Origin of the sequence: Amycolatopsis sp. CA-126428, assembly GCF_002904335.1 — a bacterium.
In the GTDB taxonomy this organism is placed as follows: Bacteria; Actinomycetota; Actinomycetes; order Mycobacteriales; family Pseudonocardiaceae; genus Amycolatopsis.
In genome coordinates this window covers 14,939-37,701 of the sequence record NZ_PPHF01000041.1, presented here as the reverse complement: position 1 = coordinate 37,701, position 22,763 = coordinate 14,939, and the positions used below count along the sequence as shown (strand labels likewise).

At 71.9% G+C, this 22,763-nt stretch carries 16 protein-coding genes; 7 read left to right on the top strand and 9 right to left on the bottom strand.

The window, feature by feature from the left end; translation table 11 throughout:
- Positions 1-2,292 (bottom strand): sensor histidine kinase (locus C2L58_RS12530; protein WP_103337741.1); only part of this gene is annotated, 2,292 nt, incomplete at its 3' end.
- Between the two features lie 353 nt (positions 2,293-2,645).
- Here C2L58_RS12530 and C2L58_RS12525 point away from each other — a divergent pair.
- The gene (locus tag C2L58_RS12525) at positions 2,646-3,902 is read left to right on the top strand and encodes a low temperature requirement protein A (RefSeq protein WP_103337740.1); all 1,257 of its coding nucleotides are present in this window, start codon (positions 2,646-2,648) and stop codon (positions 3,900-3,902) included.
- A 130-nt stretch (positions 3,903-4,032) separates the two neighbouring features.
- Here the strand turns inward: C2L58_RS12525 and C2L58_RS12520 are convergent, their stop codons facing one another.
- Positions 4,033-4,509, bottom strand: coding sequence for a MarR family winged helix-turn-helix transcriptional regulator (locus tag C2L58_RS12520; RefSeq protein WP_103337739.1), 477 nt, complete (start codon positions 4,507-4,509; stop codon positions 4,033-4,035).
- A 104-nt stretch (positions 4,510-4,613) separates the two neighbouring features.
- On the opposite strand from C2L58_RS12520, the gene C2L58_RS12515 reads away from it, so the two are divergent.
- Complete coding sequence (locus C2L58_RS12515) at positions 4,614-6,407, top strand: thiamine pyrophosphate-requiring protein (RefSeq protein ID WP_103337738.1); 1,794 nt, start codon at positions 4,614-4,616, stop codon at positions 6,405-6,407.
- Positions 6,408-6,561: 154 nt separating this feature from the next.
- Positions 6,562-7,560, top strand: a complete 999-nt coding sequence (locus tag C2L58_RS12510) for an SDR family oxidoreductase (protein ID WP_103337737.1) — start codon at positions 6,562-6,564, stop codon at positions 7,558-7,560.
- Positions 7,561-7,566: 6 nt separating this feature from the next.
- On the opposite strand, the gene C2L58_RS12505 is transcribed toward C2L58_RS12510, so the two are convergent.
- Positions 7,567-8,106, bottom strand: a complete 540-nt coding sequence (locus C2L58_RS12505; protein ID WP_103337736.1) for a hypothetical protein — start codon at positions 8,104-8,106, stop codon at positions 7,567-7,569.
- A 102-nt stretch (positions 8,107-8,208) separates the two neighbouring features.
- Here C2L58_RS12505 and C2L58_RS12500 point away from each other — a divergent pair, with 102 nt between their 5' ends.
- Positions 8,209-8,646, top strand: coding sequence for a hypothetical protein (locus C2L58_RS12500; RefSeq protein WP_103337735.1), 438 nt, complete (start codon positions 8,209-8,211; stop codon positions 8,644-8,646).
- Between the two features lie 207 nt (positions 8,647-8,853).
- On the opposite strand, the gene C2L58_RS12490 is transcribed toward C2L58_RS12500, so the two are convergent.
- Entirely contained in the window at positions 8,854-10,011 is a 1,158-nt protein-coding gene (locus C2L58_RS12490) for a TetR/AcrR family transcriptional regulator (RefSeq protein ID WP_103337745.1), read from the bottom strand.
- A gap of 168 nt (positions 10,012-10,179) precedes the next feature.
- Between C2L58_RS12490 and C2L58_RS12485 the strand changes: the two genes are divergently transcribed.
- Positions 10,180-11,361 carry an oxygenase MpaB family protein gene (locus C2L58_RS12485; protein ID WP_103337734.1) on the top strand — a complete coding sequence of 394 codons (1,182 nt, stop codon included), beginning with the start codon at positions 10,180-10,182 and terminating at the stop codon, positions 11,359-11,361.
- 24 nt (positions 11,362-11,385) lie between these two features.
- Here the strand turns inward: C2L58_RS12485 and C2L58_RS12480 are convergent, their stop codons facing one another.
- The 5 genes from C2L58_RS12480 to C2L58_RS12460 form a co-directional block, all read right to left on the bottom strand.
- The gene (locus tag C2L58_RS12480; RefSeq protein WP_103337733.1) at positions 11,386-13,230 is read right to left on the bottom strand and encodes an RICIN domain-containing protein; all 1,845 of its coding nucleotides are present in this window, start codon (positions 13,228-13,230) and stop codon (positions 11,386-11,388) included.
- 531 nt (positions 13,231-13,761) lie between these two features.
- Positions 13,762-15,204 (bottom strand): arabinofuranosidase catalytic domain-containing protein, encoded by a 1,443-nt coding sequence (locus C2L58_RS12475; RefSeq protein ID WP_103337732.1) that lies wholly within the window; start codon positions 15,202-15,204, stop codon positions 13,762-13,764.
- 31 nt (positions 15,205-15,235) lie between these two features.
- Positions 15,236-16,264, bottom strand: coding sequence for a LacI family DNA-binding transcriptional regulator (locus tag C2L58_RS12470; protein ID WP_103337731.1), 1,029 nt, complete (start codon positions 16,262-16,264; stop codon positions 15,236-15,238).
- Between the two features lie 4 nt (positions 16,265-16,268).
- Entirely contained in the window at positions 16,269-17,636 is a 1,368-nt protein-coding gene (locus tag C2L58_RS12465) for an RICIN domain-containing protein (protein WP_199191235.1), read from the bottom strand.
- A 101-nt stretch (positions 17,637-17,737) separates the two neighbouring features.
- Positions 17,738-18,481, bottom strand: a complete 744-nt coding sequence (locus C2L58_RS12460) for a FadR/GntR family transcriptional regulator (protein WP_233225689.1) — start codon at positions 18,479-18,481, stop codon at positions 17,738-17,740.
- A gap of 402 nt (positions 18,482-18,883) precedes the next feature.
- Between C2L58_RS12460 and C2L58_RS12455 the strand changes: the two genes are divergently transcribed.
- A complete protein-coding gene (locus C2L58_RS12455; protein ID WP_103337728.1) occupies positions 18,884-21,247 on the top strand; it encodes an RICIN domain-containing protein in 2,364 nt (787 codons plus the stop codon).
- A gap of 19 nt (positions 21,248-21,266) precedes the next feature.
- Entirely contained in the window at positions 21,267-22,742 is a 1,476-nt protein-coding gene (locus C2L58_RS12450; RefSeq protein ID WP_103337727.1) for an arabinofuranosidase catalytic domain-containing protein, read from the top strand.
- The last annotated feature ends 21 nt before the right edge of the window (positions 22,743-22,763 follow it).

Here is a 22,763-nt window from a genome sequence, read left to right as displayed (position 1 = left end):
GTCCGCCGAACCCACCGACTCCGCCGAAACCGCTCGGTGCGCCGCGGAAGCCTCGGCACGGCCCGTCCACCCAGCCTCGACCGGAGCGATCCGGTCGGCCGCGGATTCCGCCGAGTCCGCCGTGGCCACCGAGACCGCCGGGTCCGCCGGTGCCCGGTGGGCGGCGGGGCGCTCGGCCGCGGCGTTCTCCTCCGGCTCGGCGTCCGCCGGCCGCTCCCCCGCCGCCGGCCACCGGATCGGTTCCTTGGCTCCGTTGCGGCGGGCCACCGGCTTGGCCGGCGGCTCGGTGAACCAGCTCGTCACCACCTGCTCGAAGATCGGCGTCGAAGCCTGGGCCGGCACCTCCGGGGCCACCGGCGGCCGCGGGTGGCCGTTGCGGCCCGCCGGTCCGCGCCGGCCCGCGCCGATCGGGCGGGCCAGGTCCGCCAGCACCAGTGCGCCCGGGACGTGGACGCTCGCCGTCACCCCCGCGTGGCGGGCCGCCGCTCCCGTGGCCCGCAAGCGCACCGTCACGCCGTGCAGGGCCGCCAGCCTGCCGACCACGAACAGGCCCATCCGGCGCGTCGTCTCCGGGCCGACCGTGCCGGCCGCCGCCAGCCGGGCGTTCACCGTCGCCAGCTCCTCCGGGGTCATGCCCAGCCCCTGGTCGACCACCTCGATGAGCAGCCCGCCGTCGGCGCCGCGGTCGGCCGTCAGCGCCACCTTGTGCTCCGGCGGCGAAAAGCGCGTCGCGTTCTCCAGCAGCTCGGCGAGGATGTGCACCACGTCCGCCGCCGCCTCGGGCTGGACCGAACTGCGCGGCGCGTTGCCCAGCGCCACCCGGCGGTAGTCCTTGACCTCCGACGTCGCCGCGCGCAGGAGGTCGCGCGTCGGCACCGGTTCGCGGCCGTGGCGGACCGGGCGGCCGCCCGCCAGGACGTGCAGGTTCTCGCCGTTGCGGCGCAGCCGGGTCGCGATGTGGTCGATGCGGAACAGCTCGTCGAGCCGGCGCGGGTCGTCCTCGCCCGCCTCGAGGTCTTCGATGATCGACAGCTGCTGCTCGACCAGCGACTGGCTCCGCCGCGACAGCGTCATGAACATCTCGCTGACCTGCTTGCGCAGCTCGGCCTGCTCGACCGCGAGCCGGACCGCCTGGCGGTGCATGTCGTCGAACGCGCGGGCCAGCTGCCCGACCTCCTCGTCGGTCCGGACCCCGCTGCCGGGCACCGCGCGCCAGTCGACGTCGTGCCCCTCGCGGATCTTCCGGACCGTCTCCGGGAGCTGCTCGTTCGCCGCGCGCAGGGCCTCCGCGCGCAGCCGGCGCACCGGCGTGACCAGCGAGCGCACCACCAGCAGCGCGATCGCGAGCGCGCCGAGCAGCGAACCGAGCACCAGGGCCGCGTCGCGCAGCGAATCCGCGCGGGCCCGGTCGGCCGCGGCCGAGACGTCGCCCGCCAGCTTCGCCGCGACGTCGTCCAGCACGGCCGTCACGCCGGTCGTCTCCGCGGCGATCGAGGGCGCGAACGACGCGAGCGGCGCGCTGTTCCCGCTCTCCTGCAGGGCGTCGAGGCGGGCCTCGCCGGAACTCGCCGCCGCCTTGAACCGGGCCAGGAGATCGCCGGAGAGCTGGTGTTCGGCCTGCTCGCCGAGCACCTCCTGCTCGGCCGCGGTCTGCACGACGGCCGGGCGCAGCGAAGCGTCGTCCGGGCTGTTCCGGGCCGCCCGCGCGTAGGTCTCCTCGGTGGCCAGCTCGGCCCGCAGGTGCACCAGCAGCCGGGCGGTGTCGGCGCCGCCCGCGGTTTCGGCACCGGCGTCGGCCGGGACGAAGGCGGGCACGAGGTCGCCGAGGGTGGCGATGATGTCGTTGTAGCCGCCGGCTTTCGTGCGGACGTCGCCCCCGCCGGCGCCGGCCGCGCGGATCCCGGCGAGCTTGCCCAGCGCGGTGTTCAGCGCCCGGCCGGTGTCGCCCGGCAGCGGCGCGAAACCGGCGTCGCGCTGGACCGCGGCCACCTTCGCGTCGACGGCCGCGGTCAACGTGTCCGGCGCGCCCGCCGGAACCGCGACCGCGGCCACCATTTCCTCGCCCAGCGAGGCGGTCAGGTCGATCGTGTCGTGCAGCACCGGCAGCCGGTCGCGGGCCGCGCTGAGCGCGGTCGCCCGGTCGAGTTCGCCTTGGATCCGGACTTCCGCGAGCGCCACCGCGACCAGGACCGGCAGCAGCAGGACGACGCTGATCTTGGTGCGGACGCTCCAGTGCGCCGGCCACCACGCGGCGTCCGCCGGACGGCGGGGCGTGGATCTGCTTTCGTGCATGGCGGAATCGCTCGATTCCCGGCCGCGGGTACGGCCGATGTCGAACTCGGACAGGACGAGGAGCCCCAGGGAAGACGTGGCGTTGATCGAGCCGATCAGCAGAAGACATCACCCGCTGCGTGCTTGTCAACCCTGCCCGGCGGCGTTTCGGAACGCCGAGATCCAATTATTTCCGCGGCTCACGGATTGTGTTCCGGCGGTCGCTGCTTGCACACTGTTCAAGGGTGTTCGCGCAGCTCCGGGCCCACCGAGGCGGCAAAACGGGACACGGCTTCGCGCTGGCGGCAGAATTACCCACAGGAACGGGTGGGGCGAATTCCGGCATTGTTCGGACGGTGTGTTATTAATTCCCCGTGACCGATGTGGACGAAGGCGGCAAGCGGGTCGGCTGGGTCGAGCTGTACTTCGACCTGGTCTTCGTGTTCGCGGTGGGACAGGTGGCGCACGGCATCGTCGCGGACCCGCACTGGGCGCGCGCGGCCGCGGCGCTCGGCCTGTTCGCGACGCTCTGGTGGACGTGGATCGGCTTCGCCGTGCTGTACAACCGCCGCGGCGACGACAGCCGCGTCGCCGACCGGCTGTTCGTGCTCGCCGGCACGATCCCCTGCGGGATCGCCGCGACGCAGGCGCACCACGTCTTCGAAGGGCACCCGGCGATCTTCGCCGCGGCGATGGCCGGGGTCCGCCTGATCCTGGCGGCCGCGCACCGGTGGCCGCGCGACGGGATCGACCAGCGGCGGATCAGCGTGGGCTACACGGTTTCGGCCGTCCTGTTCGGCGTCTCGGCCGTCATCCCGCACTCGTGGGCGCTGTGGGCGGTCGCGCTCCTGCAGGAAGCCGGGTTCCTGCTGCTCGGCGACCGTCACGGACGGCGTCGCGGCGAGCGGCCCACGCGCGAAGCCCGGTGGCGGCTCATGCTGGCGCCGCCGCGCGACCCCGACCTGGCGATCGACTCGGCGCACCTCGCGGAGCGGTTCGGGCTGTTCATGATCCTGCTGCTCGGCGAGCTGGTGATCACGGTGGGCACGGCGGCGCTCGAGCGGCCGGCCGACGACCTCGGGTACTGGCTGGCCCTGGCCGGCGGGCTGGTCCTGGCGGGGGCGCTGTGGTGGGTGTACTTCTCCTCGGCGGTGGAGATCTACGAGCGCCTGCTGGGGTTCTCGGGCGGCAACCCGGCGCTGGCGTATTCGCTGTACGCGGGCGGGCACCTGATGCCGGCCTTCGCGCTGGTGCTGATGGCGGCGGGGGTGAACCTGTCCCTGCACGAGTCCCCGCCGAGCGCGGCGGCGTGGTTCACGACGGCGGGCTTGACGATGTACCTGGCCGGCACGAGGGTCTTCGCGGCGGGGTCGCACCGCTGGTACTTCGCGCTGGCCCGGGTGGCGGCCCTGGCGGTGACGGCGAACCTGGCGTTCCTGCACCGCGTGCTGCCGGCCCCGGCGGTGGTGCTGGTGATCGCGGTGTGGGCGGTCGGAACGGCCGCGGTGACGGCGGTGATCCGCCACCGGAGCCTCGCCAGCCTCGGCGAAGACCCGGTGGCGTTCCTGAGGCAGGTCGCCGACCAGCACCGGCCCGGCGGGGACGCCAAGGCCGGCGGCTCCGGCGGCTGACGAAAGCGGGCGACCGGGTGTCCCGCGGGTCGGCGCACCGCAGCGCGGGCGGGAGGCCCTGCTCGCCTCGACGAGTTCGCCGGCGCGGGCATACCCCCGATCCCCGTGGCCAAACTTCGATCCGCTCGGTTTAGTTTGCGCGACGCAACAGTGAGCGGGCATCCGCTTCGTCCACTTCGACCGCTCCGGCGAACCGCTCGAACGCGGTGATCGCGGCCATCCGCGTCGCGGGGTCGAGGCGGCTCAGGACGCCCGCCAGCACCCGGCGGCGATCGCGGTCGACGCGGTCCACGAGCTGCCGCCCCGGGCCGGTCGGCGCGAGCAGCGTTTCGCGCCGGTTCAGCGGGTTGGGGGCCTTTTCCAGCAGGTTCAGCGCGACCAGCCGATCACACGCCCGGGTGACCGACGACGGGTTCATCGCCAGCTCGCGCGCCACCCGGCCCATGGTGACCGGGGTCCGGTCGACCACCACCCGCAGCGCGCGGAACTGGGTCAGCGTCAGCTGCTCGGTGTTCCGCTCGACGGTCGAGTCGGCGATCAGCACCATCGCCCGCAACGCCGCCAACGCCGCGTCGGCGCCGTCGTGCTCCTGCCACGTTTGCGTCACGCAAGCATGATAGCCGGCGAAAGCGGGTACAGCGATTCCGTGAGCGCCGACGGGAGGAGGGAGGCGCTCACCGAAGCGGCACCCGCACGCCCAAGGGAGTACTCATGAGCCAGACAGTCGGTGACTACCTGCTCCAGCGCCTGCGCGAGTGGGGCGTGGACCAGGTCTTCGCCTATCCGGGCGACGGCATCAACGGGCTCGTCGCCTCGTTCGGCAAAGCGGACAACCAGCCCCGGTTCGTGCAGGCCCGGCACGAGGAGATGGCCGCCTTCTCGGCCGTCGGCTACGCGAAGTTCAGCGGCAAGGTCGGCGTCTGCATGGCCACCTCCGGCCCGGGCGCGATCCACCTGCTCAACGGGCTCTACGACGCGAAGCTCGACCACGTGCCGGTGGTCGCGATCGTCGGGCAGACCGCGCGCAGCGCGATGGGCGGCAGCTACCAGCAGGAGGTCGACCTGCAGGCGCTCTTCAAGGACGTCGCGAGCGAGTACCTCGTCGAGGTCAACGTCCCCGAGCAGCTGCCGAACGCGCTCGACCGGGCGATCCGGACGGCCGAGTCGTCCCGCTGCCCGACCGCCCTGATCATCCCCGCGGACCTGCAGGAGGAGACGTACTCGCCGCCGCAGCACGCGTTCAAGCAGGTGCCGTCCAGCCCGCCGGGCACGGCGTGGTCGCGGCCGGTGCCGGCCGAGGCCGACATCGACGCGGCGGCCGAGGTGCTCAACGCCGGCGAGAAGGTCGCCATCCTGGTCGGGCAGGGCGCCCGCGGCGCGGCCGAGGAGGTCCGCGAGGTCGCCGGGATCACCGGCGCGGGCGTGGCGAAGGCGTTGCTGGGCAAGGACGTCCTGCCCGACGACCTGCCGTGGGTGACCGGCTCGATCGGGCTGCTCGGCACCCGCCCGAGCTACGAGCTGATGCGCGACTGCGACACGCTGCTGATCGTCGGCTCGAACTTCCCGTACAGCCAGTTCCTGCCGGACTTCGGCCAGGCGCGGGCCGTGCAGATCGACCTGGACGGCCGGCTGATCGGGATGCGCTACCCGACCGAGGTCAACCTCGTCGGCGACAGCGCGGCCACGCTGCGCGCGCTCCTGCCGAAGCTGACGAGCAAGCCGGACCGGGCGTGGCGCGAGACGATCGAGAAGAACGTCGCCTCCTGGTGGGAGACCGTCGAGAAGGAAGCCGCCGTCGACGCCGACCCGGTGAACCCGATGGCGATCGTGTCCGAGCTGTCGAAGCGGATCCCGGAGAACGCCATCGTCACCGCGGACTCCGGCTCCTCCACCAACTGGTACGCCCGCAACCTCCGCATCCGCGGCGACATCCGCGGGTCGCTGTCGGGCACCCTGGCCACGATGGGCCCGGCCGTGCCGTACGCCATCGGCGCCAAGTTCGCCCACCCCGACCGGCCGGTGATCGCCCTCGTCGGCGACGGCGCCATGCAGATGAACGGCCTCGCCGAGCTGATCACCATCGCGCGCTACCAATCGCTGTGGAGCGATCCGCGCTGCGTGATCTGCGTCTTCCACAACAACGACCTCAACCAGGTCACCTGGGAGCTGCGCGCGATGGGCGGCGCGCCCAAGTTCGAGGAGTCCCAGACCCTGCCGGACGTCGACTACGCGGGCTTCGCCCTGTCCCTCGGCCTCGCCGCCGTCACGGTCGACAAGCCGGACCAGCTCGCTTCGGCCTGGGACACGGTGCTCACCGCGGGCAAGCCGGCGGTGCTGGACGTCCGCTGCGACCCGGACGTGCCGCCGATCCCGCCGCACGCCACCTTCGAGCAGGTGAAGTCGGCCGCTCAGGCGGTGCTGAAGGGCGACCCCGACGCGTTCCACCTCGTGGCGCAGGGCGTCAAGACGAAGCTGCAGGAGTTCCTGCCCGGGAAGAACCGGTGACGCGCGGGGTCGCGGCGGCGCGGGCGGTGTGGGGCGGCGGGATCTTGCCTGCACGGCGTGAGCATGTTCGGACCGGCCGTGGTGTCGCCTCGGTGGCGCGCCGCGGCGCCGGTGGTCGCGGCCACTTGAGCCGGTACGGGAAACGGAGGCAAGCATGAACCAGGTCGTCGTCGTGACCGGGGCCAGTGGCGGTATCGGCCGCGCCGTGGCGCGGGCGTTCGGGGCCCGGCAGGCGCGGGTCGCCCTGCTGGCACGCGGGAAGGAAGGCCTCGAAGCCGCCGCGGAAGATGTCACCCGAAGCGGGGGGACGGCGCTCGCCATTCCCACCGACGTCGCCGATTTCGACCAGGTCGACGCCGCCGCTTCCCGGGCCGAGCGGGAACTCGGCCCGATCGACGTGTGGGTGAACGTGGCGTTCACTTCGGTTTTCGCGCCGTTCGCGGAGATCGAGCCGGACGAGTTCCGCCGCGTCACCGACGTGAGCTACCTCGGCTACGTGCACGGCACGATGGCCGCCCTGCGCCGGATGAAGCCGCGCGATCGCGGCACGATCGTGCAGGTCGGCTCGGCGCTGGCGTACCGCGGAATCCCTTTGCAGAGCGCGTATTGCGGCGCGAAGCACGCGACCCAGGGGTTCAACGAGGCCCTGCGCTGCGAGCTGCTGCACGACGGCAGCCACGTCCGCACGACGATGGTGCAGATGCCGGCGGTCAACACGCCGCAGTTCTCCTGGGTGCGGTCCAAGCTGCCGAACCAGGCCCAGCCGGTGCCCCCGATCTACCAGCCGGAGGTGGCGGCCCGGGCGGTGCTGCACGCGGCCGATCACCCGCGCCGCCGGGAGTACTGGGTCGGCGGGAGCACGGTCGGCACACTCATCGCGAACGCCGTCGCGCCGGGTGTCCTCGATCGGTACCTCGCCCGGACCGGCTACCGGTCGCAGCAGACGGGAGCCACGAAGCCGTCGGACCAGCCGGAGAACCTGTGGTCGCCCGCGGACCGCGCGCGGGATTTCGGTGCGCACGGCCAGTTCGACGACAAGGCGACGCCGAGAAGCGTGCAGCTGTGGGCGAGCCGGCACCACGGTGCCCTCGCCGCAGCGGGGAGTGCCTTGGCCGCGACGGCGCTGGCGGTGTGGCGGCGGGCGCGGTCGTGACCGGGTTCAGGCCGGCCGGTCGCCGCCGCGGGCGCGCCGGAGCTTGACCGACCGGAAGCCCTTCCACTCGTCGATCGAGACTTCCGTCATCACGTACCCCTCGGGAACGTGCTCCCGGTTGTGGCCGCCCGGCCCGTGCACGTGGATCGTGAGCGACGCCTCGAATGCCTCGCTCTGGAGGCGAAAACCGTCGCGAGGGACGAACCCGCAGCCCGCCTCGAGAGCAGCCCTGCGGAGCTTCACGAGCACTTCGCCTTCGGTGCCGGGGCGCAGGGTCTGCACGGTCACCCCGGGCTCGAAGCCGATGACCATGAACTTCTTCGTCAGTTCCCGGACGACCCGGCCGTCGCGGGCGCCGATCCGGTCGGCGAGCGCGAAGTACCGGCGGAACCGGCGGCGGGCCATCAGGGGGAGCCCGACGGCGCTCGAGACGAAGAACAGCAGCACCCAGCAGCAGCAACCACGCATGCGGCCCCTCTCGCCCGCACGCAGGTTGACGCCGGTTCGCCGCCCGGTCACCGCGAGCCGGCCGGTGCCGCCGGACATCGGCCGAAAGGACGAGCCCGCGGTGGCCGAACCGCCCCTTCGGCCGAGGTGACCTGCCCCTGCCCTCCCCTAGCTTGATCGTCAGGCGGGGAGGAGGGGACCATGAAGTTCACCGCCAAGCGAGTCGTCGTCACCGCGGCCGTGGCCGGGGCCGCGGTGGTCGCCGTCGGGGCCACCGTCATCGCCACCGCCGCCGATCCCGTCTCGCCCGAAATCACCAGCTCGGCCCCGGCCGATGCCGGCCACGAGAACGAAGGCAAGTACACCACCGGCGACTACGTGCTCAACGTGCACGAACTCGACGACGACGGCGACGGCATCACCACCGCCATCGGCCCGCACACCACCTACTACTCGAAGACCTTGCACGGCAACGGAAACCGGAAGGCCACGGTCGTCAAGTTCTCGGCCGGGCCGGACTCCGACGCGCCGATCGTCTTCAGCTACGCCGTTCCGGCGCCCGGCCGGGTCGTCGACTGCGTGGCCTCCGGGACCGAGGCCGCGCCGCGAGTGCGGTGCGAAACCAAATCCGCGAGGTGATGGTCAGCCGCCGTGGCCCGGGCCGGTCGCTGGTCGTCCTGCGACCGTCCGCGTCCGTCGTGATCCGGACGGCAGGGTCAGCAGCGCCTGCCGGAGTCCGTCGCGCCGGACCACGTCGTCGGGGGGCCGGCCACGGCGGGTTCGTCGGTGAACTCCGCGACCGGCATCGAGCGCTCCCGCGGCCAGTGCTGGTAGGCCGGCCCGAGATCACAGCCCGAGGGCGCTGACGAGCAGCGCGGCCACCGCGGCCCGGTGCTCGGGGCGGTCCGCCCACCGCAGCCGGCGGCCGGCCTCGACCACCACGCCGAAGCCCGCGTGCACCAGCACCCGGGCCTGGCGGGCATCGAGTTCCGGGCGGGCTTCGCCCAGGTGCTGCTCCCACACGGCGATGTGCTCGCGCTGCGCCGCGACCAGCGGGCGGCGAAGGGCGTCGGGCAAGCCGGCGATTTCCGCGTTGGCCACGCTGTTGAGGGCACTGTGCTCGAAGCTGTAGGCCACATACGTCGCCGTCAGGGCGCTCAGGGCGCCGTGCGGATCGGTCGTCCCGCGCAGGTTGTGCTCGACCGCCTGGGCCAGCAGCGCCGCGGCTTGCAGGCAGGCCGCCGCCAGGATGTCGGCCTTGCCCGGGAAGTACCGGTAGAGCGCGGACGGCACCAGCCCGACCGCCTCGGCGATCCGGCCGTTCGTCACGGTGGCGAACCCGTCCCGTTCGAACAGCGGGACGGCGGCCGCGAGGATCTCCGACCGCCGGGTCCGGGGCACCGGCGGGGCCGGGATCTCGACGAAGGGCGCGTGCGCCGTGGCGGGGCCGGTGGCGGCCACCCGGCCCGCCGCGGCCCGCAGCAGGTCCCCGACCCGGCGCCGGCCGATCGAGTTGTGGTGCGTCGTGACCGACCCGATGGCCCCCAGCGCCGCCACGGCCCGCAGGTGCTCGCCGGGCCACGGGTGCTCGCGCCGCACCGCCGCCGCCACGCGCTCGACGACGTGCGCGAACTTCCCGGCGAGCAGCCGGCGGTCTTCGCGCTCGAGGTACCGGGCCTCCCACCGGTACACGCCCCCGGTTTCCCGGTGGGCGACGGTGACCCGGGTGACGGCGGCGAAGATCTCCGCGAGGGGCGCGTCCGGGGCCACTTCGGCGAGCGCGGCGACGAGCCGGTCCGCCATGACGTTCGCGCACTCGGCGAAGAGCGCGTACTTGTTCGGGAAGTGCCGGTACAGGGCGGCCGCGGTGATGCCCACGCGCGCCGCGATCTCCTCCATGGACGCCGCGTGGTAGCCGCGCTCGCTGAACACCGCGGCGCCCGCCTCGACGATGAGCTGCCGCCGGTTGCGAGGCCGGACGGCCGCGGCCGGCTCGGCGGTCACCGCGGCCACCGGAGCGAAGTGCGCGGGGCCATGCGGTCAGTCAACCACAGGCGGGCGAGGTCTTGCCGACCCGCGAGTCACCTTCTATGTTAATGAGGAATCTCCTCTCAAGCACCGCTCATACCCAGTCTGACCGGCTACTGCCTACCAAGGAAGCTAGGTAAGTAAATGAGCAATCTCAGCAGGAGGAACGCCCTTTCGCTCGGCGTGGCACTGGGCCTGGTGGGCGCGGCGAGCGTCGTCCCGGCCTGGGCGTCGACGACCGCGACCGACCCCTGGTGGGTCTGGGACGACGAAGTGGACCGCCTGATGGCGGGCGTCCTCGACACCGGCGGGGTCCCCGCGGTCAACACCGCCCTGCGGTCGTGGGTGGACAACGCCGACCCGCTGCCCGCCGGCCTGCCCGCGGACGTCGCCGCCTGGCTCCAGGGCGCCAACCGGCTGCCCTCCTGGGCCGACCCCGCCAAGCTGCGCCGCGCCGCCGACTTCAACCGGCGCAAGGACACCTACCTGTTCCTGCTTTACGGCCTCGGCAGCGGCATCATGAGCACGGTCATCCCGCGGGAGGCCCGGTCGGTCTACTGGTCCGCCGGGGGTGCCGCCATGCAGGACCGCGCGGCCAAGACGTTCACCTTCGGCTACGACCTGAGCGAGGCCCGCGCGTTCGAGCCCTCGGGCCAGTTCGTGGTCACGGCCAACAAGACGCGCCTGGTGCACGCCGCGGTGCGCCACCTGCTGCCGCAGTCGCCGCACTGGCGGGCGGTCGCCGACGAGCGGGTGCCGATCAGCAACGGCGACATCCTGGTCACCTTCCACAGCCTCGGCACCTTCGTGCACCGGAAGCTCAAGGAGTGGCACGTCCCGATGTCCGCCGCGGACGAGGACGCCTTCCTGCACCAGTGGCAGGTCGCCATCCACCTGCTCGGTGTCCGGGACGAGTTCATCCCGAAGACGTGGGCCGAGGCGGACACGCAGTCGGCCCAGGTGCTCACCCCGCTGCTCGCCCCGACGCCCGAAGGCAAGGAGCTGGCCGCGGACCTGCTCGGCCTGACCGCGCAGATCGACCTGGGCGTCACCCGCGGCTTCCTGAACGAGTTCGTGCGGTACGTGCTCAGCAACGAAGTCGGCGACTGGCTCGGCCTGCCACGCGACTACGCGGCGGCCACCCTGATCCGCACCGGGTGGCCCGCGTACATCGCCTTCCGGGAGGGCTTGCTGCCCATCGCCCCGGCGGGTTTCTACCTCTTCGACCAGTTCATCCGCGCGCTCGCCATGCTGTTCCTCAACAAGGGCACGTCTTCGACGAGCACGCCCATCACTATCCCCACCGGAAACCGGCCCGGCGCCTGAAGAAGCGCCGGACGGTGCCGGGGGTCAGGCCGGTCCCCGGCCCCACAGCCGCCAGGTCTGGTTGAGCGGGCTGTTCTGGGTGACCGGCTTGCACGTCCACTGGATCACCGGGGCGCGCGCGGCGGTGGAAACGCCGTTGACGTCGACGCACTTGCCGCTGTGCCGGGCGACGAGCTGGTAGTCGTGGGAGTCGTTCCCGCCGTAGGTGACCCGCCGCGGCGAGAACTGCTGGTTCGTCGCCCCGTCGGTGCAGGTGCGCTGCTGGACGGCGGCACCGTCGGCGGCCGAGGCACCGGCGACTTCGAGGCACTTGCCGCTCTGCTGGTTGACGACGGTGTACGTGCCCGCGGCGCCGGCCACGGGCCGGAAGTTCCACTGTTGCTGGGCTCCGCCGTCGCAGACGTCCTGCTGCTGCCGGTTGCCGTCGGCGGTGCTCAGGTCGGTGTTGTCCAGGCACTGCTGGGAATGCTGGGCGACGGCGACGGTCTGGAAGCCGCTGTCCGACGGCGGCAGCAGGGTGATGCTCACCGCGTCGTCGACCGTGGTGTGCGGCAGGTTCACGGTCAAGGCGTTGCCGGAAACCGTGGCCACGGAGTCCTGGATGGTGACCGGGCTCTGGACCGCGGCCCCGCCGTTGTACGGGATCCGCTGGACGATCACCCGCACCTGGTTGTTCTGGACGACACCGGAGGTGGTGTCCAGCCGCTGCAGGGCGACCGCGACGTTCCCGGTCGTGCCACCGCCGCCGACCAGGATCTTCGCCACCCCGGCCGCCTTCGTGGCGAAGGGGTCGTAGGCGGGACTGGGTTTCGTGGTCACGAGCCGGCCGGTCTGCGAGGCGTAGAAGCGGTAGGCCCACCACTCGCCCTTGGGCTGGTACCGGCCCGCGGAGGTGCGGACGAGCAGGTTGCCGAGGTCGTCGTGCAGGTTGCCGCCGCTCGCCCAGTTGGCGCGCAGCCCGTCGGCGCCGGCGCGTTCGAGCCGGGCGATGTACCAGGCGCCGTCCCCGGGGTTCTGCTCGTTCGACGCCCCGTATTCGTTGATCTGGTAGGGCTTCGGGTGCGGGATGCCGCGCGAGCCGAGTGACGCGTCGGCCGCGGCGACGTTCGCCACCGGGTCACCCGGCAGCGAGTGCCAGCTGACGATGTCCGGCACCGTGTTCGAGCCGCGGACGAAGTCGAGGTACTGCGTCCACCAGCTCCCCGAAGTCGACGGGACGCCGGCGAGGCTGGGGCCGACGATCGCCTGCGCCGGGAAGGCCGCCCGGATCCGCTGGTAGGCGCGCTGCCACATGGCGAAGTACTGGCTCTGCGGCCGGTTCCAGAACAGCGAGATGTTGGGCTCGTTCCAGATGTCCCACTCGACCGGGGCACCCGTCGCCCGCACGTCGCCGATCAGGCGGGTGAGGAAGTTGTCGTAGTCGGTCCAGTCGCCGTTGTCGCCGGGGAACCGGGAAATCGGGTAGCCGTCGGCGCCCCAGAGGTCGTGGACGAGCAGGACGAACTGCCCGCCGAGCGAGCGGGTGCGCAGCAGCTGGGCGCGGGTGGCGTTCCACCGCCGGTCGTATTTGCCCGACACCCAGCCACCCGGGCTGTCGAGCTGCGCTCCCCCGGCCCGCATCGCCTGGAAGTTCACGTCCCGGTAGAAGTGGTCGGGCGGCCCCGACGCGTTCTCGGTCATGCCGTAGATCCACCCGGAGGCCCGGTAGGTGGGCGAGCCGCCGACGGCGGAGAAGTCGACCGAGACCGACTCGTCGGCGGCCTCGGCCGGTGCGGGGAGGGCCACGGCGGAGGCACCGGTCAGTGCGCCGGTGATCAGGAGGGCGGCCAGGCCACGGCGAGCGCGGGGCCGCTGACGCGAGAGGTCCACAGACGACTCCTTTGGCGGTGGACTTGCGGGGGTCGACCTCGGTCGTCGAACCGGTTCGACCAGTGAGGAACTTACGCTGGAGGGTTTTTGGCGACAATCGACCAAATGGAGGCGAACCGGTTCGGTGGTGGTCTGGCCGTGGATGGGGGCGGCGCGGTTCACTGAAGCTTCGGGGGACCCACCACCCCGAAGCCGGATTGTGACGCCGGACGGTAGCGCCGCGTCAAGGCGGGAAAGATGCCTTGACCCGGCGCCACCGTCCGCGTTCTGGCTTCGGATCGGGGTGGCGGGGGGGGAGGTCTGGGTGGGGGGTCGGGGGGTCTGGCCCCCGCCGGGCGGGAGGAGGTCTGGGCAGGGAAGCCTGGGTGGCGAGGTCTGGGTGGGGAGGCTTGGGCAGGGAGGTCTGGCCGAGGAGGTCTGGGTGGGTCGCGTCGGGTCGGACCTGATGCTTCGGGGTCGTGATCGCCAAAAGGGGCTCTCCCCGCGTCGCCAAGCCGCGGGGAAAGCCCCTTTCGTCCGCTCCAGCGGCTTTTACCGGTACCCGGCGGCCACCACGTTCGCCTGCACCGCGTTCTCGGTCGCGTCCGACGGGTAGCCCGCGACCATTGCCCCTTCGTAGAACGTCCCCGCGCTCAGGTTCGCCCCGCCGCCGGGTTTGCAGCAGTCGCCGCCGCTGCCCAGGATGATCGCGCCCTGCTTCTTCATCGGGCTGTAGCCGCCGGGGAGGCCGCCGTCCCACATTGTGGTGAGGGTGCCCGACTGGGCGTTGCTGCCCTTGAGCGCGAAGCGGGACGTGCCGTTGTTCTTCAGCATCGCCGTGACGAACTTGCTCGGCAGCGCGCGCTGGTTCGGGTTCCACTGCTGGCTGCCGCCGGGGTACAGCCCCCACTCGAGGTCGGCCTGCACCCACGGGCCCGAGCCCTGGCAGCCGCCGAACCAGCACTCCGTGCCGAAGTTGATCGCGTCCATCGCGCCGGCCGCGTCGGCCTTCCTCGTGGTTTCGCTGTTGCCGTAGTCGAAGCAGCAGCCGCTGTTGACGTGCGTCCCGCTGGTCACCATGTACATGCCCTCGGGAGCGCTGCCGGTCGGTACCCCGGTCGTGTGGCCGTCGCGCCAGTAGCTGTTGCCGGGGTTGATGTACAGCGAGTACGCCTTCGCGCCGCCGACCGTGAGCGACTCCGACGTGGCCTTCGCCGGACTGCTCTGGCTGGACCCCGGGACCACGGTCGATCCCTGGTACCACAGGTCGTTCCCGCGCCCGGACTGGTCGTAGACCACGGTGATCACGCAGGATGTGCCGGTGCAGAAGGAATCCTGGGCGGCCGCGTCGGCGGTGCCGCCCGCCGCCCGGACGCCGATGGTGCGGGTCGTGTTGTCGGACGAGCGCCGGACCTGGTACAGGTTGCCGGCGTAGGTGCCGTAGAGCGCGCGGGCCGTGCTGTGCGCGGCGACGCACGGCGTGCCACCGGACGCGTAGATGTCGCACGGCGCCGTGCCGGACGGGGGCGGTGGGGTCGTCCCGGCGCTCCACTGCTGGTTGCTGCCGCCGTGGCAGGTCCACAGGACGACCGCGGTGCCGTTGGCCGTGCCGGCGCCGGTCACGTCCAGGCACAGTCCCGACTGGACGCCGCTGATCGTGCCGTCGGCGTTCTGCCGCCACTGCTGGTTCGCCCCGCCGTGGCACGACCAGATGATCGCCGCCGTTCCCGGCGAGGTCCCGTTGCCGGAGGCGTCCACGCAGCGCGTGCCGTTCATCGTCCGCAGCTCGCCCGCCGCGGTGAACTCGTAGGCCTGCCCGGCCGCGCCGGTGCAGTCCTGGATCTCCAGCGTCGCTCCCTGGGTGTCGGTGCCGCCCTTGACGTTCAGGCACCGTCCCGACGCCGCGCTCACGAGGGGCGCCGGCGCGGCCGAAGCGGGTATCGCCCCGGCCAGCGCCGTCACCACCATCGCGGCCACCACCACGAACACGCGCACGATTCCTCCTCGTCCTCTGCAGACAGCGGCGTCACGCCGACTTGCGCGGCACCAGCTCGGTGTCGAGCACCGTGCTCCGGCGCGGGGCCGCGCCGTCGATCATCGCCAGCAGCTCGGCGGTCATCCGGGCGCCCATCTCCTCGACCGGCTGGCGCACGGTGGTGAGCGGGGGGTCCGTCCAGCAGCTGATCGGCAGGTCGTCGAACCCGACGAGGGCGACGTCCTCGGGCACCTTCCGGCCCGCGCGGCGGAGCGCGCGCAACGCCCCGACCGCCATCATGTCCGAGGCCGCGAAGATCCCGTCGACGTCCGGACGGCGGCTGAGCAGCCGGGCCGCCGCGTACTCGCCCGAGGCCTGCCCGAAGTCGCCGCACACCACGAGGCTCTCGTCGTACCGGCCGGCCCGGGTCATCGCCTGCCGGTACCCGAGCAGCCGGTCGGCGCCCGCGGTCATGTCCTGCGGCCCGGCGACGGTCGCCACGACCTGGCGGCCGCCGTCGAGCAGCCGCTGGGTCGCCAGCCGCGCGCCGCCCTGGTTGTCGGCGTCGACGTACGGCAGCCGGCCCGTGCGGCCGGCCTGGACCGGCCGGCCGCCGAACACGACCGGGATGCCGAGCCAGTCCAGGTCGAGCGGGCGGCGGCCGTGCATGCCGACGACGAGGGCGCCGTCGACGTGCCCGCCGTCGAGGTACCGCACCACCGGCGACTGGTAGTCGTCGGTGGCCGGCACGGTGAGCAGCACGAGCTGCACCCCCACCGCGGTCAGCTCCCGCCCGACCCCCGCGGCGATCCGCGGGAAGTACGGGTCGGTGAACAACCGCGGCACTTCCTCGCAGACCACCAGGGCGATCGAGCCGGTGTGCCGCGCACTGCTCGCCTTCGCCGCCCGCTGCCGGGCGTAGCCCAGCGCCAGCATCGCGGATTCCACTTGCTTGCGGCGTTCCGGGCTCACCCGCGGGAAGCCGTTGAGCACGCGGGAGGCCGTGGCGATGGACACCCCGGCCGCCCGCGCGACGTCGGCCAGGGTGGGCCGGAACCCCGACGGTTCGACGATGGACACGGGCTCAGGCGCGCTGGAGCTGGAACCGCTGGTTCGGGTTCCCGGTGAACGTCCACTGGGAGATCCGCGCGCCGTCGGCGGTCGAGACTCCCCAGACGTCCAGCGCCAGGCCGCTCATCCGGTTGACCAGGCTCACCGCGCCGCCGCCCTGGTCGACGACCCGCCACTGCTGGGCGGTGGCGTTGGTGTCGGCCTGCTGGCTGATGTCCGCGCCGGTGTTCGCGTTCGCCGCCTGGAGCACCAGCCCGCTGTTGCGCGCCCGGACCCGGTAGTAGCCGTCACCGGAATCGACGAAGTCGAACTGCTGGCTTAGCCCGCCGTTGGCCGGCTCCTGCTCGATGAGCGCGCCGGCCGCCGTCGAGGCGCCGGTGATCCCGACGAGCTTGCTGCTGTGCTGGGCCACCAGCTTGTAGTTCACGCCGGTCTGGACGGGCGGGTTCGGCGGCTGGGTGGAAGAGTCGAACTGCGTGATGAACTTCCACACCTCGCCGGAGGTCCAGGTCTGCCAGCCGCTGCAGCTGCAGCCGTCCCGCGGGCCCGGGTCGTGCCCGCCGTCGAAGGCGCCCCAGACGACCGGATAGCCGGCCCGGCAACCGGAGTAGGCGGTCACGATGTGGGTGTGGCTGCCGCTCGCGGGCTCGGGCGGGTTCTGCGGGGTGCAGCCGTTGTTCCGCACGAACTGGTCACGCAGCTGACGGCCGGAAGCGATGGGCAGGACGTTGTCGTTGATGCCGTGCATCCCGATGTAGGCGACGGGCTGGGTGCCGCCGCTGCAGCCGCTGAGGTTCGCGCCGGAGTAGACGGCGACCGCGCGGAAGACCGTCGGCCGGGCGCAGGCGAGCGCGTAGCTCATCGCGGCGCCGTAGCTGAAGCCGCCGGCGAAGACCTGCGAAGTGTCGACGCACAGGGCGCCTTCGAGCTGCTTCAGCAGGTCGTCGATGAAGGTGACGTCCTGGCCGCCGGGGTTGGCCCAGCCGTTGCCGTTGCCCTGCGGGGCCACGAAGATCGTGTTGTTGCCCGAGCTGTCGGCCAGCCGGCGGAGCCCGTAGTAGGACCAGTTGTAGCCGTCGGTCCCGCCCGAGTCGACGTCGTTCATCGTCCCGCCCCGCCAGTGCAGGCCGACGAACAACCGGTAGGAGTGGTTGTTGTCGTAGTTGGCCGGGACCCGCAGGATGTAGCTGCGGTTCTGGCCGCCGCTGGAGATCGTGTGGTTGCCGCTCGCCAGCCCGGGTGCCTTCCCGCACCCCGCGGTGCCGGCGGCCGCGGTGGCCGGGGCCGCCGCGGTGGCCGGCGCGGCCTGCGCTGTCCCGCCCCCCAGCAAGGCGAGCACGGCTCCGATCACGGCGGAGGCGAACAAGGATCTCTTCACCATCACAGGGGCTCCCTCTGTCTACGGACGTCGTTGTCGTCCTCCCGGGCCGGGGAAGATCCCGGGAGCGTATGAGTCCACAATGGAATGTCTGGCGCGTGTGTTCACCGGCCGAAGAGCCGGCGCTGGATCTCCCGGCGGTAGTCCTCCAGGGTGTTGTCCAGGTGGACGCCGGCGGCGTGGGCCGCCGCGTCCGGGTCGCCGTCCCGGATCGCCCGGTAGATCGCGGTGTGCTCGTCGATCGCGCCCGCCGCGTGCCCGCCGATTGCGCCGGACATCCCGATGATGTTCGACTGGCGTTGCAGGCGGCGGGCTTCGCGCACGGACGCGACGAGGAACTGGTTGTGCGACGCGACGGCGATCCCGGCGTGGAAGTCGTCGTCGCCCCGGTCGAACAGCGAGTACTGCCCGGTCAGGTGGCCGTGCCGGCACGTCTCGGCGGCGGCCTCGATCGCGCGCAGCTCCGCGGGAGTGGCGTTGGCCGCCGCCAGGCGGCTCGCCGCGGTCTCCTGGATCCGGCGGAACTCGAAGAGCATGTAGACGTGGCCGAGATCGGCGGGCATGAAGAACGCACCCCACCGGGATCCGCCGAGCATGCCCTCGTCATCGGAGACATACAGCCCACGTCCTTTGTGCGCTCGCACCCGGCCGATGGCCGAGAGGATCTTGACGGCCTCCCGCACCATGGTCCGGCTGGTTCCCATCCGCGCCGCCAGCTCGTTCTCGGTCGGCATCCGGTCGCCGGGCCGCAGTTCCAGTTCGGCGATCAGCCGGAGGATCTGCTCCGCCACGACTTCGTAGCCGGGGCGGTACGGGACAGGCGGTGCTACTTCCTCGTCACGGGTCACGCAATGAGTATGACTCAGTAACTCCGGGCAGCACCTTACCTCGCCGACCCACCACCCGGTCAATCTTTGTCAGAGCGGATTGAAAGTTACACCCGCAGCGCCGGGTGCAGGGGCGATCCGGAGCAATGGGCCACCTCCTCGCTTGACGCCGGGCAGGCGCACTGTTCTCATGGATCACCGACACACCAACGGAAACTCCCTGAGTATCCTCGAAACTTTCGATCGCGGTCCGAGCCTTGCCGCGTCGAATGAGTCGGACACATCCTGCCCGGTCCGCCACCGGACGGAGGCCGGCCCCGGCACCGCGCCGCGGGCGGCTGACCGCCGGGTGCCGGTGATCAGTACACAGTGGACGGTTGGGCGCCCCCGACCGCCGCCTCGCTTTCGGAGAGGTCCCCGCCCATGCCGTCGCGCATCGCCGCCGCGCTCGTCACCGCTCTCGTGGTGACCGCCATCGCCACCCCGTCCGCCCAGGCCGCGACCGTCACCATCGCCGTCGCGCCGAACGGCAACGACGCCAACCCCGGGACTCCCGACCAGCCGGTCGCCACCCCGGCGAAGGCCCAGGAGCTGGCCCGCGCCCAGTCGGCCGGCAACGACGTCGTCGTGCAGCTGGCCGGCGGGACCTACCGGCTGGCCGCCCCGCTGCGCTTCACCAGCGCCGACTCCGGGCAGAACGGACACACCGTCACCTGGCAGGCCGCCGCCGGCCAGACGCCGGTCCTCTCCGGCGGCAGCCAGGTCGGCGGCTGGTCGGTGCAGGACGCGGGCCAGAACATCTGGGTGGCGTCCGTGCCGCAGGGTGCCGACTCCCGGCAGCTGTTCGTCGACGGCGCGCTCGCGCCGCGGGCGGGGATCACGATTTCCCGCAACGACGTGCAGTTCACGACGTCCGGGATGACCATCACCAACTCCGCGCTGAACTACCTGGCCACACTGCCGCAGCAGAACCGGATCGAGGTGGAGAGCCAGAACTCCTTCACCGACCGGTACTCCCCCGTCGACCACATCAGCGGGACCTCGATCGTCATGCAGCAACCCGCGTGGAACAACAACAACTGGGGCTACGACACCCTCGCCAAGCCGTTCGGCGGCGGCCAGCTGTTCCTCGAGAACTCGTACTCGTTCCTGAAGAACACCGGTCAGTGGTACCTCGACCCGCAGGCCGGGAAGCTCTACTACAAGGCGCCCGGCGGCTGGGTCCCCGGCAGCCACGACGTCGAGCTCCCGCGGCTGCAGTCCCTGCTGCAGATCGGCGGCACCCTCGACAACCCGGTGCGCGGGCTCACCTTCAAGGGCCTCAACTTCGAGCACACCACCTGGCTCACGCCCAGCACGTCGGTCGGCTACGCGAACCAGCAGACCGGCACGTTCCTCCCGGCCGCGGCCCCGATGCCGGGCGACTTCCTGACCTCCTGCCAGTCCGGCTGCCGCCAGTTCGAGGGCGCCCGCAGCACCTGGGCCCAGGCACCGGCCGCCGTCCAGGTCTCGGCCGCCACCGGGATCACCTTCAGCGGCAACACCTTCACCCACCTCGGCCAGGTGGCCCTGGGCATCGGCAACGACGCGAACGCCCACGCCTCCGGCGTCGGCCTGGGCGCGTCGTCGATCACCGTGGACCACAACACCTTCACCGAGAACTCCGGCGGCGGCATCATCGTCGGCGGGGTGCGCGCCGACGCCCACCACCCGTCGAACTCCGCGATGACGATCCGGGACGTCACCCTCTCGTACAACACGGTGAGCCGGGTCGCCCTCGACTACCGGGAAATGGCCGGCATCCTCTCGACCTACGCGACGCACACCGTCATCACCCACAACGACGTCTCGAACCTGACCTACGACGGCATCGACGTCGGCTGGGGCTGGGGCGCCAACGACCAGGGCGGCAGCCAGGACTACCGCAACCGCGGCCTGTACGACTACCAGCCCGTCTACTCGACGCCGACCACGCTGCGGGACACCGTCATCAGCTACAACCGGGTGCACGGCACCAAGAAGCTGATGCACGACGGCGGCAGCATCTACAACCTCTCCGCCAACCCGGGCAGCTCCTTCGACCACAACCACGTCTTCGACAACAACCGCACGGTCGGGCTGTACCTGGACGAGGGTTCCCGCTACGTGACGCTGTCGGCCAACGTGATCCAGGATTCCGGGGTCTGGGCCTTCACCAACGCCAACGGGTCCAACAACACCAACGACAACACCTTCAGCGGCAACTGGTACAACGGCGGCGCGACCCAGGTGGCCACCGGCTCGCCGCACAACAACGTCCTGACCGGGAACGTCCAGGTCAGCGGCACCAACTGGCCCTCGGGCGCCCAGCAGGTCATCGCGGCCGCGGGCACCGGCGGCGGGAGCGTGCCGGCCGCGGGCCCGGTCCGGGCGGTGGGCGCGAACAAGTGCCTCGACGTCAGCGGCGTCTCCACCACGCCCGGCGCGCAGGTGCAGATCTGGGACTGCAACGGCGGCACCAACCAGGCCTGGGCCCGGACCGCTGCCGGCGAGCTGACCGTCTACAGCGGCGACAGCACCCGGTGCCTCGACGCCACCGGCCAGGGCACCACCCCGGGCACCAAGGTCGTGATCTGGAACTGCAACGGCCAGGGCAACCAGCGGTGGCAGGTCACCGCGAACGGCACCATCACCGGTGTCCAGTCCGGGCTGTGCCTCGACGTCACCGGCTCCGGGACCGCGAACGGCACCGCGATCCAGCTGGCCACCTGCACCGGCGCGAACAACCAGAAGTGGACTCTCGGCTGACGAACAGAGGAGTTCGGCCATGGTCTTCCGCAAGGGTTCCTTGAGAAGAGCACTGCAGGCGACGGCGGCGGCGCTGCTGCTGACCGCCGGGGCCGTGGCCGCCACGGCCCCGACGGCCCAGGCGGCCACACCGCAGGCGTGCGATCTCTACGCCACCGGCGGCACCCCGTGCGTCACGGCGCACAGCACCACCCGCGCCCTCTTCGGGGCGTACAACGGCCCGCTGTACCAGATCCAGCGGGCGTCGGACCAGAAGTACCTCGACATCGGGCTGCTGGAGGCGGGCGGCTACGCGGACTCGGCCCCGCAGGTCACCTTCTGCGCGGGAACGCGGTGCACGGTCACGAAGATCTACGACCAGACCGCGAACCACAACGACCTGCCGATCTCGTGGGGCGGGTTCTGGAAGGGCCCCGGCCCGAACGGATCGGACGTCGGCGCGGACGCCATGGCGCTGCCGGTGACCGTCGGCGGGCACCCGGTGTACGGGATCAAGGTCACCCAGGGCGTCGGCTACCGGATCGACAACGCCAAGGGCGCGCCGGTCGGGGCCCAGCCGGAGGGGATCTACATGATCACCTCGTCGAACTACGTCAACCAGTGGTGCTGCTTCGACTACGGCAGCGGCGAAATCTCCCACAATGACACTGGCAACGCCACCATGAACGCCATCTACTGGGGCACCGCCTGCTGGTTCAACGGCTGCACGGGGACCGGCCCGTGGGTCGAGGCCGACCTCGAGAACGGCATGTACCACACCGGAACCGGGTCCAACAAGGACCCGAACAACCCGGGGGTGCACCACCCGTTCGTCAGTGCGTGGCTGAAGAACAACGGCACGAGCAACTTCACCCTGAAGTACGGTGACGCCACCACCGGCGGCCTCACCACGCCGTACTCGGGCGGGCTGCCGCGCGGCTACTCCCCCATGAAGCTGGAGCCGTCGATCCTGCTGGGCACCGGCGGGGACAACAGCGTCTCCGGCGTCGGCGAGTTCTTCGAAGGCGCCGTGACCAGCGGCTTCCCGACCGACGCCACCGAGAACGCGGTGCAGGCCAGCATCACCGCGGCCGGCTACAGCACCGGCGGCGGCCCGACCAGCACCGGCGCGGTGCACGCGGTGGGCGCGAACAAGTGCCTCGACGTCAACGGCGTCTCCACCACGCCCGGCACCGCGGTCCAGATCTGGGACTGCAACGGCGGCACCAACCAGACCTGGACCCGCAGCGGCTCGAGTGAGCTCACGGTCTACGACGGCGGCAACATCCGGTGCCTCGACGCGAACGCCCGGGGCACCAGCCCGGGCACCAAGATCATCATCTGGAACTGCAACGGGCAGAACAACCAGCAGTGGACGTTCAACACCAACGGCACCGTCACCGGGACCCAATCGGGGCTGTGCCTCGACGTCACCGGCTCCGGGACCGCGAACGGCACCGCGATCCAGCTGGCCACCTGCACCGGGGCGAACAACCAGAAGTGGTCCCTGGGCTGACCGAACTTCCGAAAGGGTTTC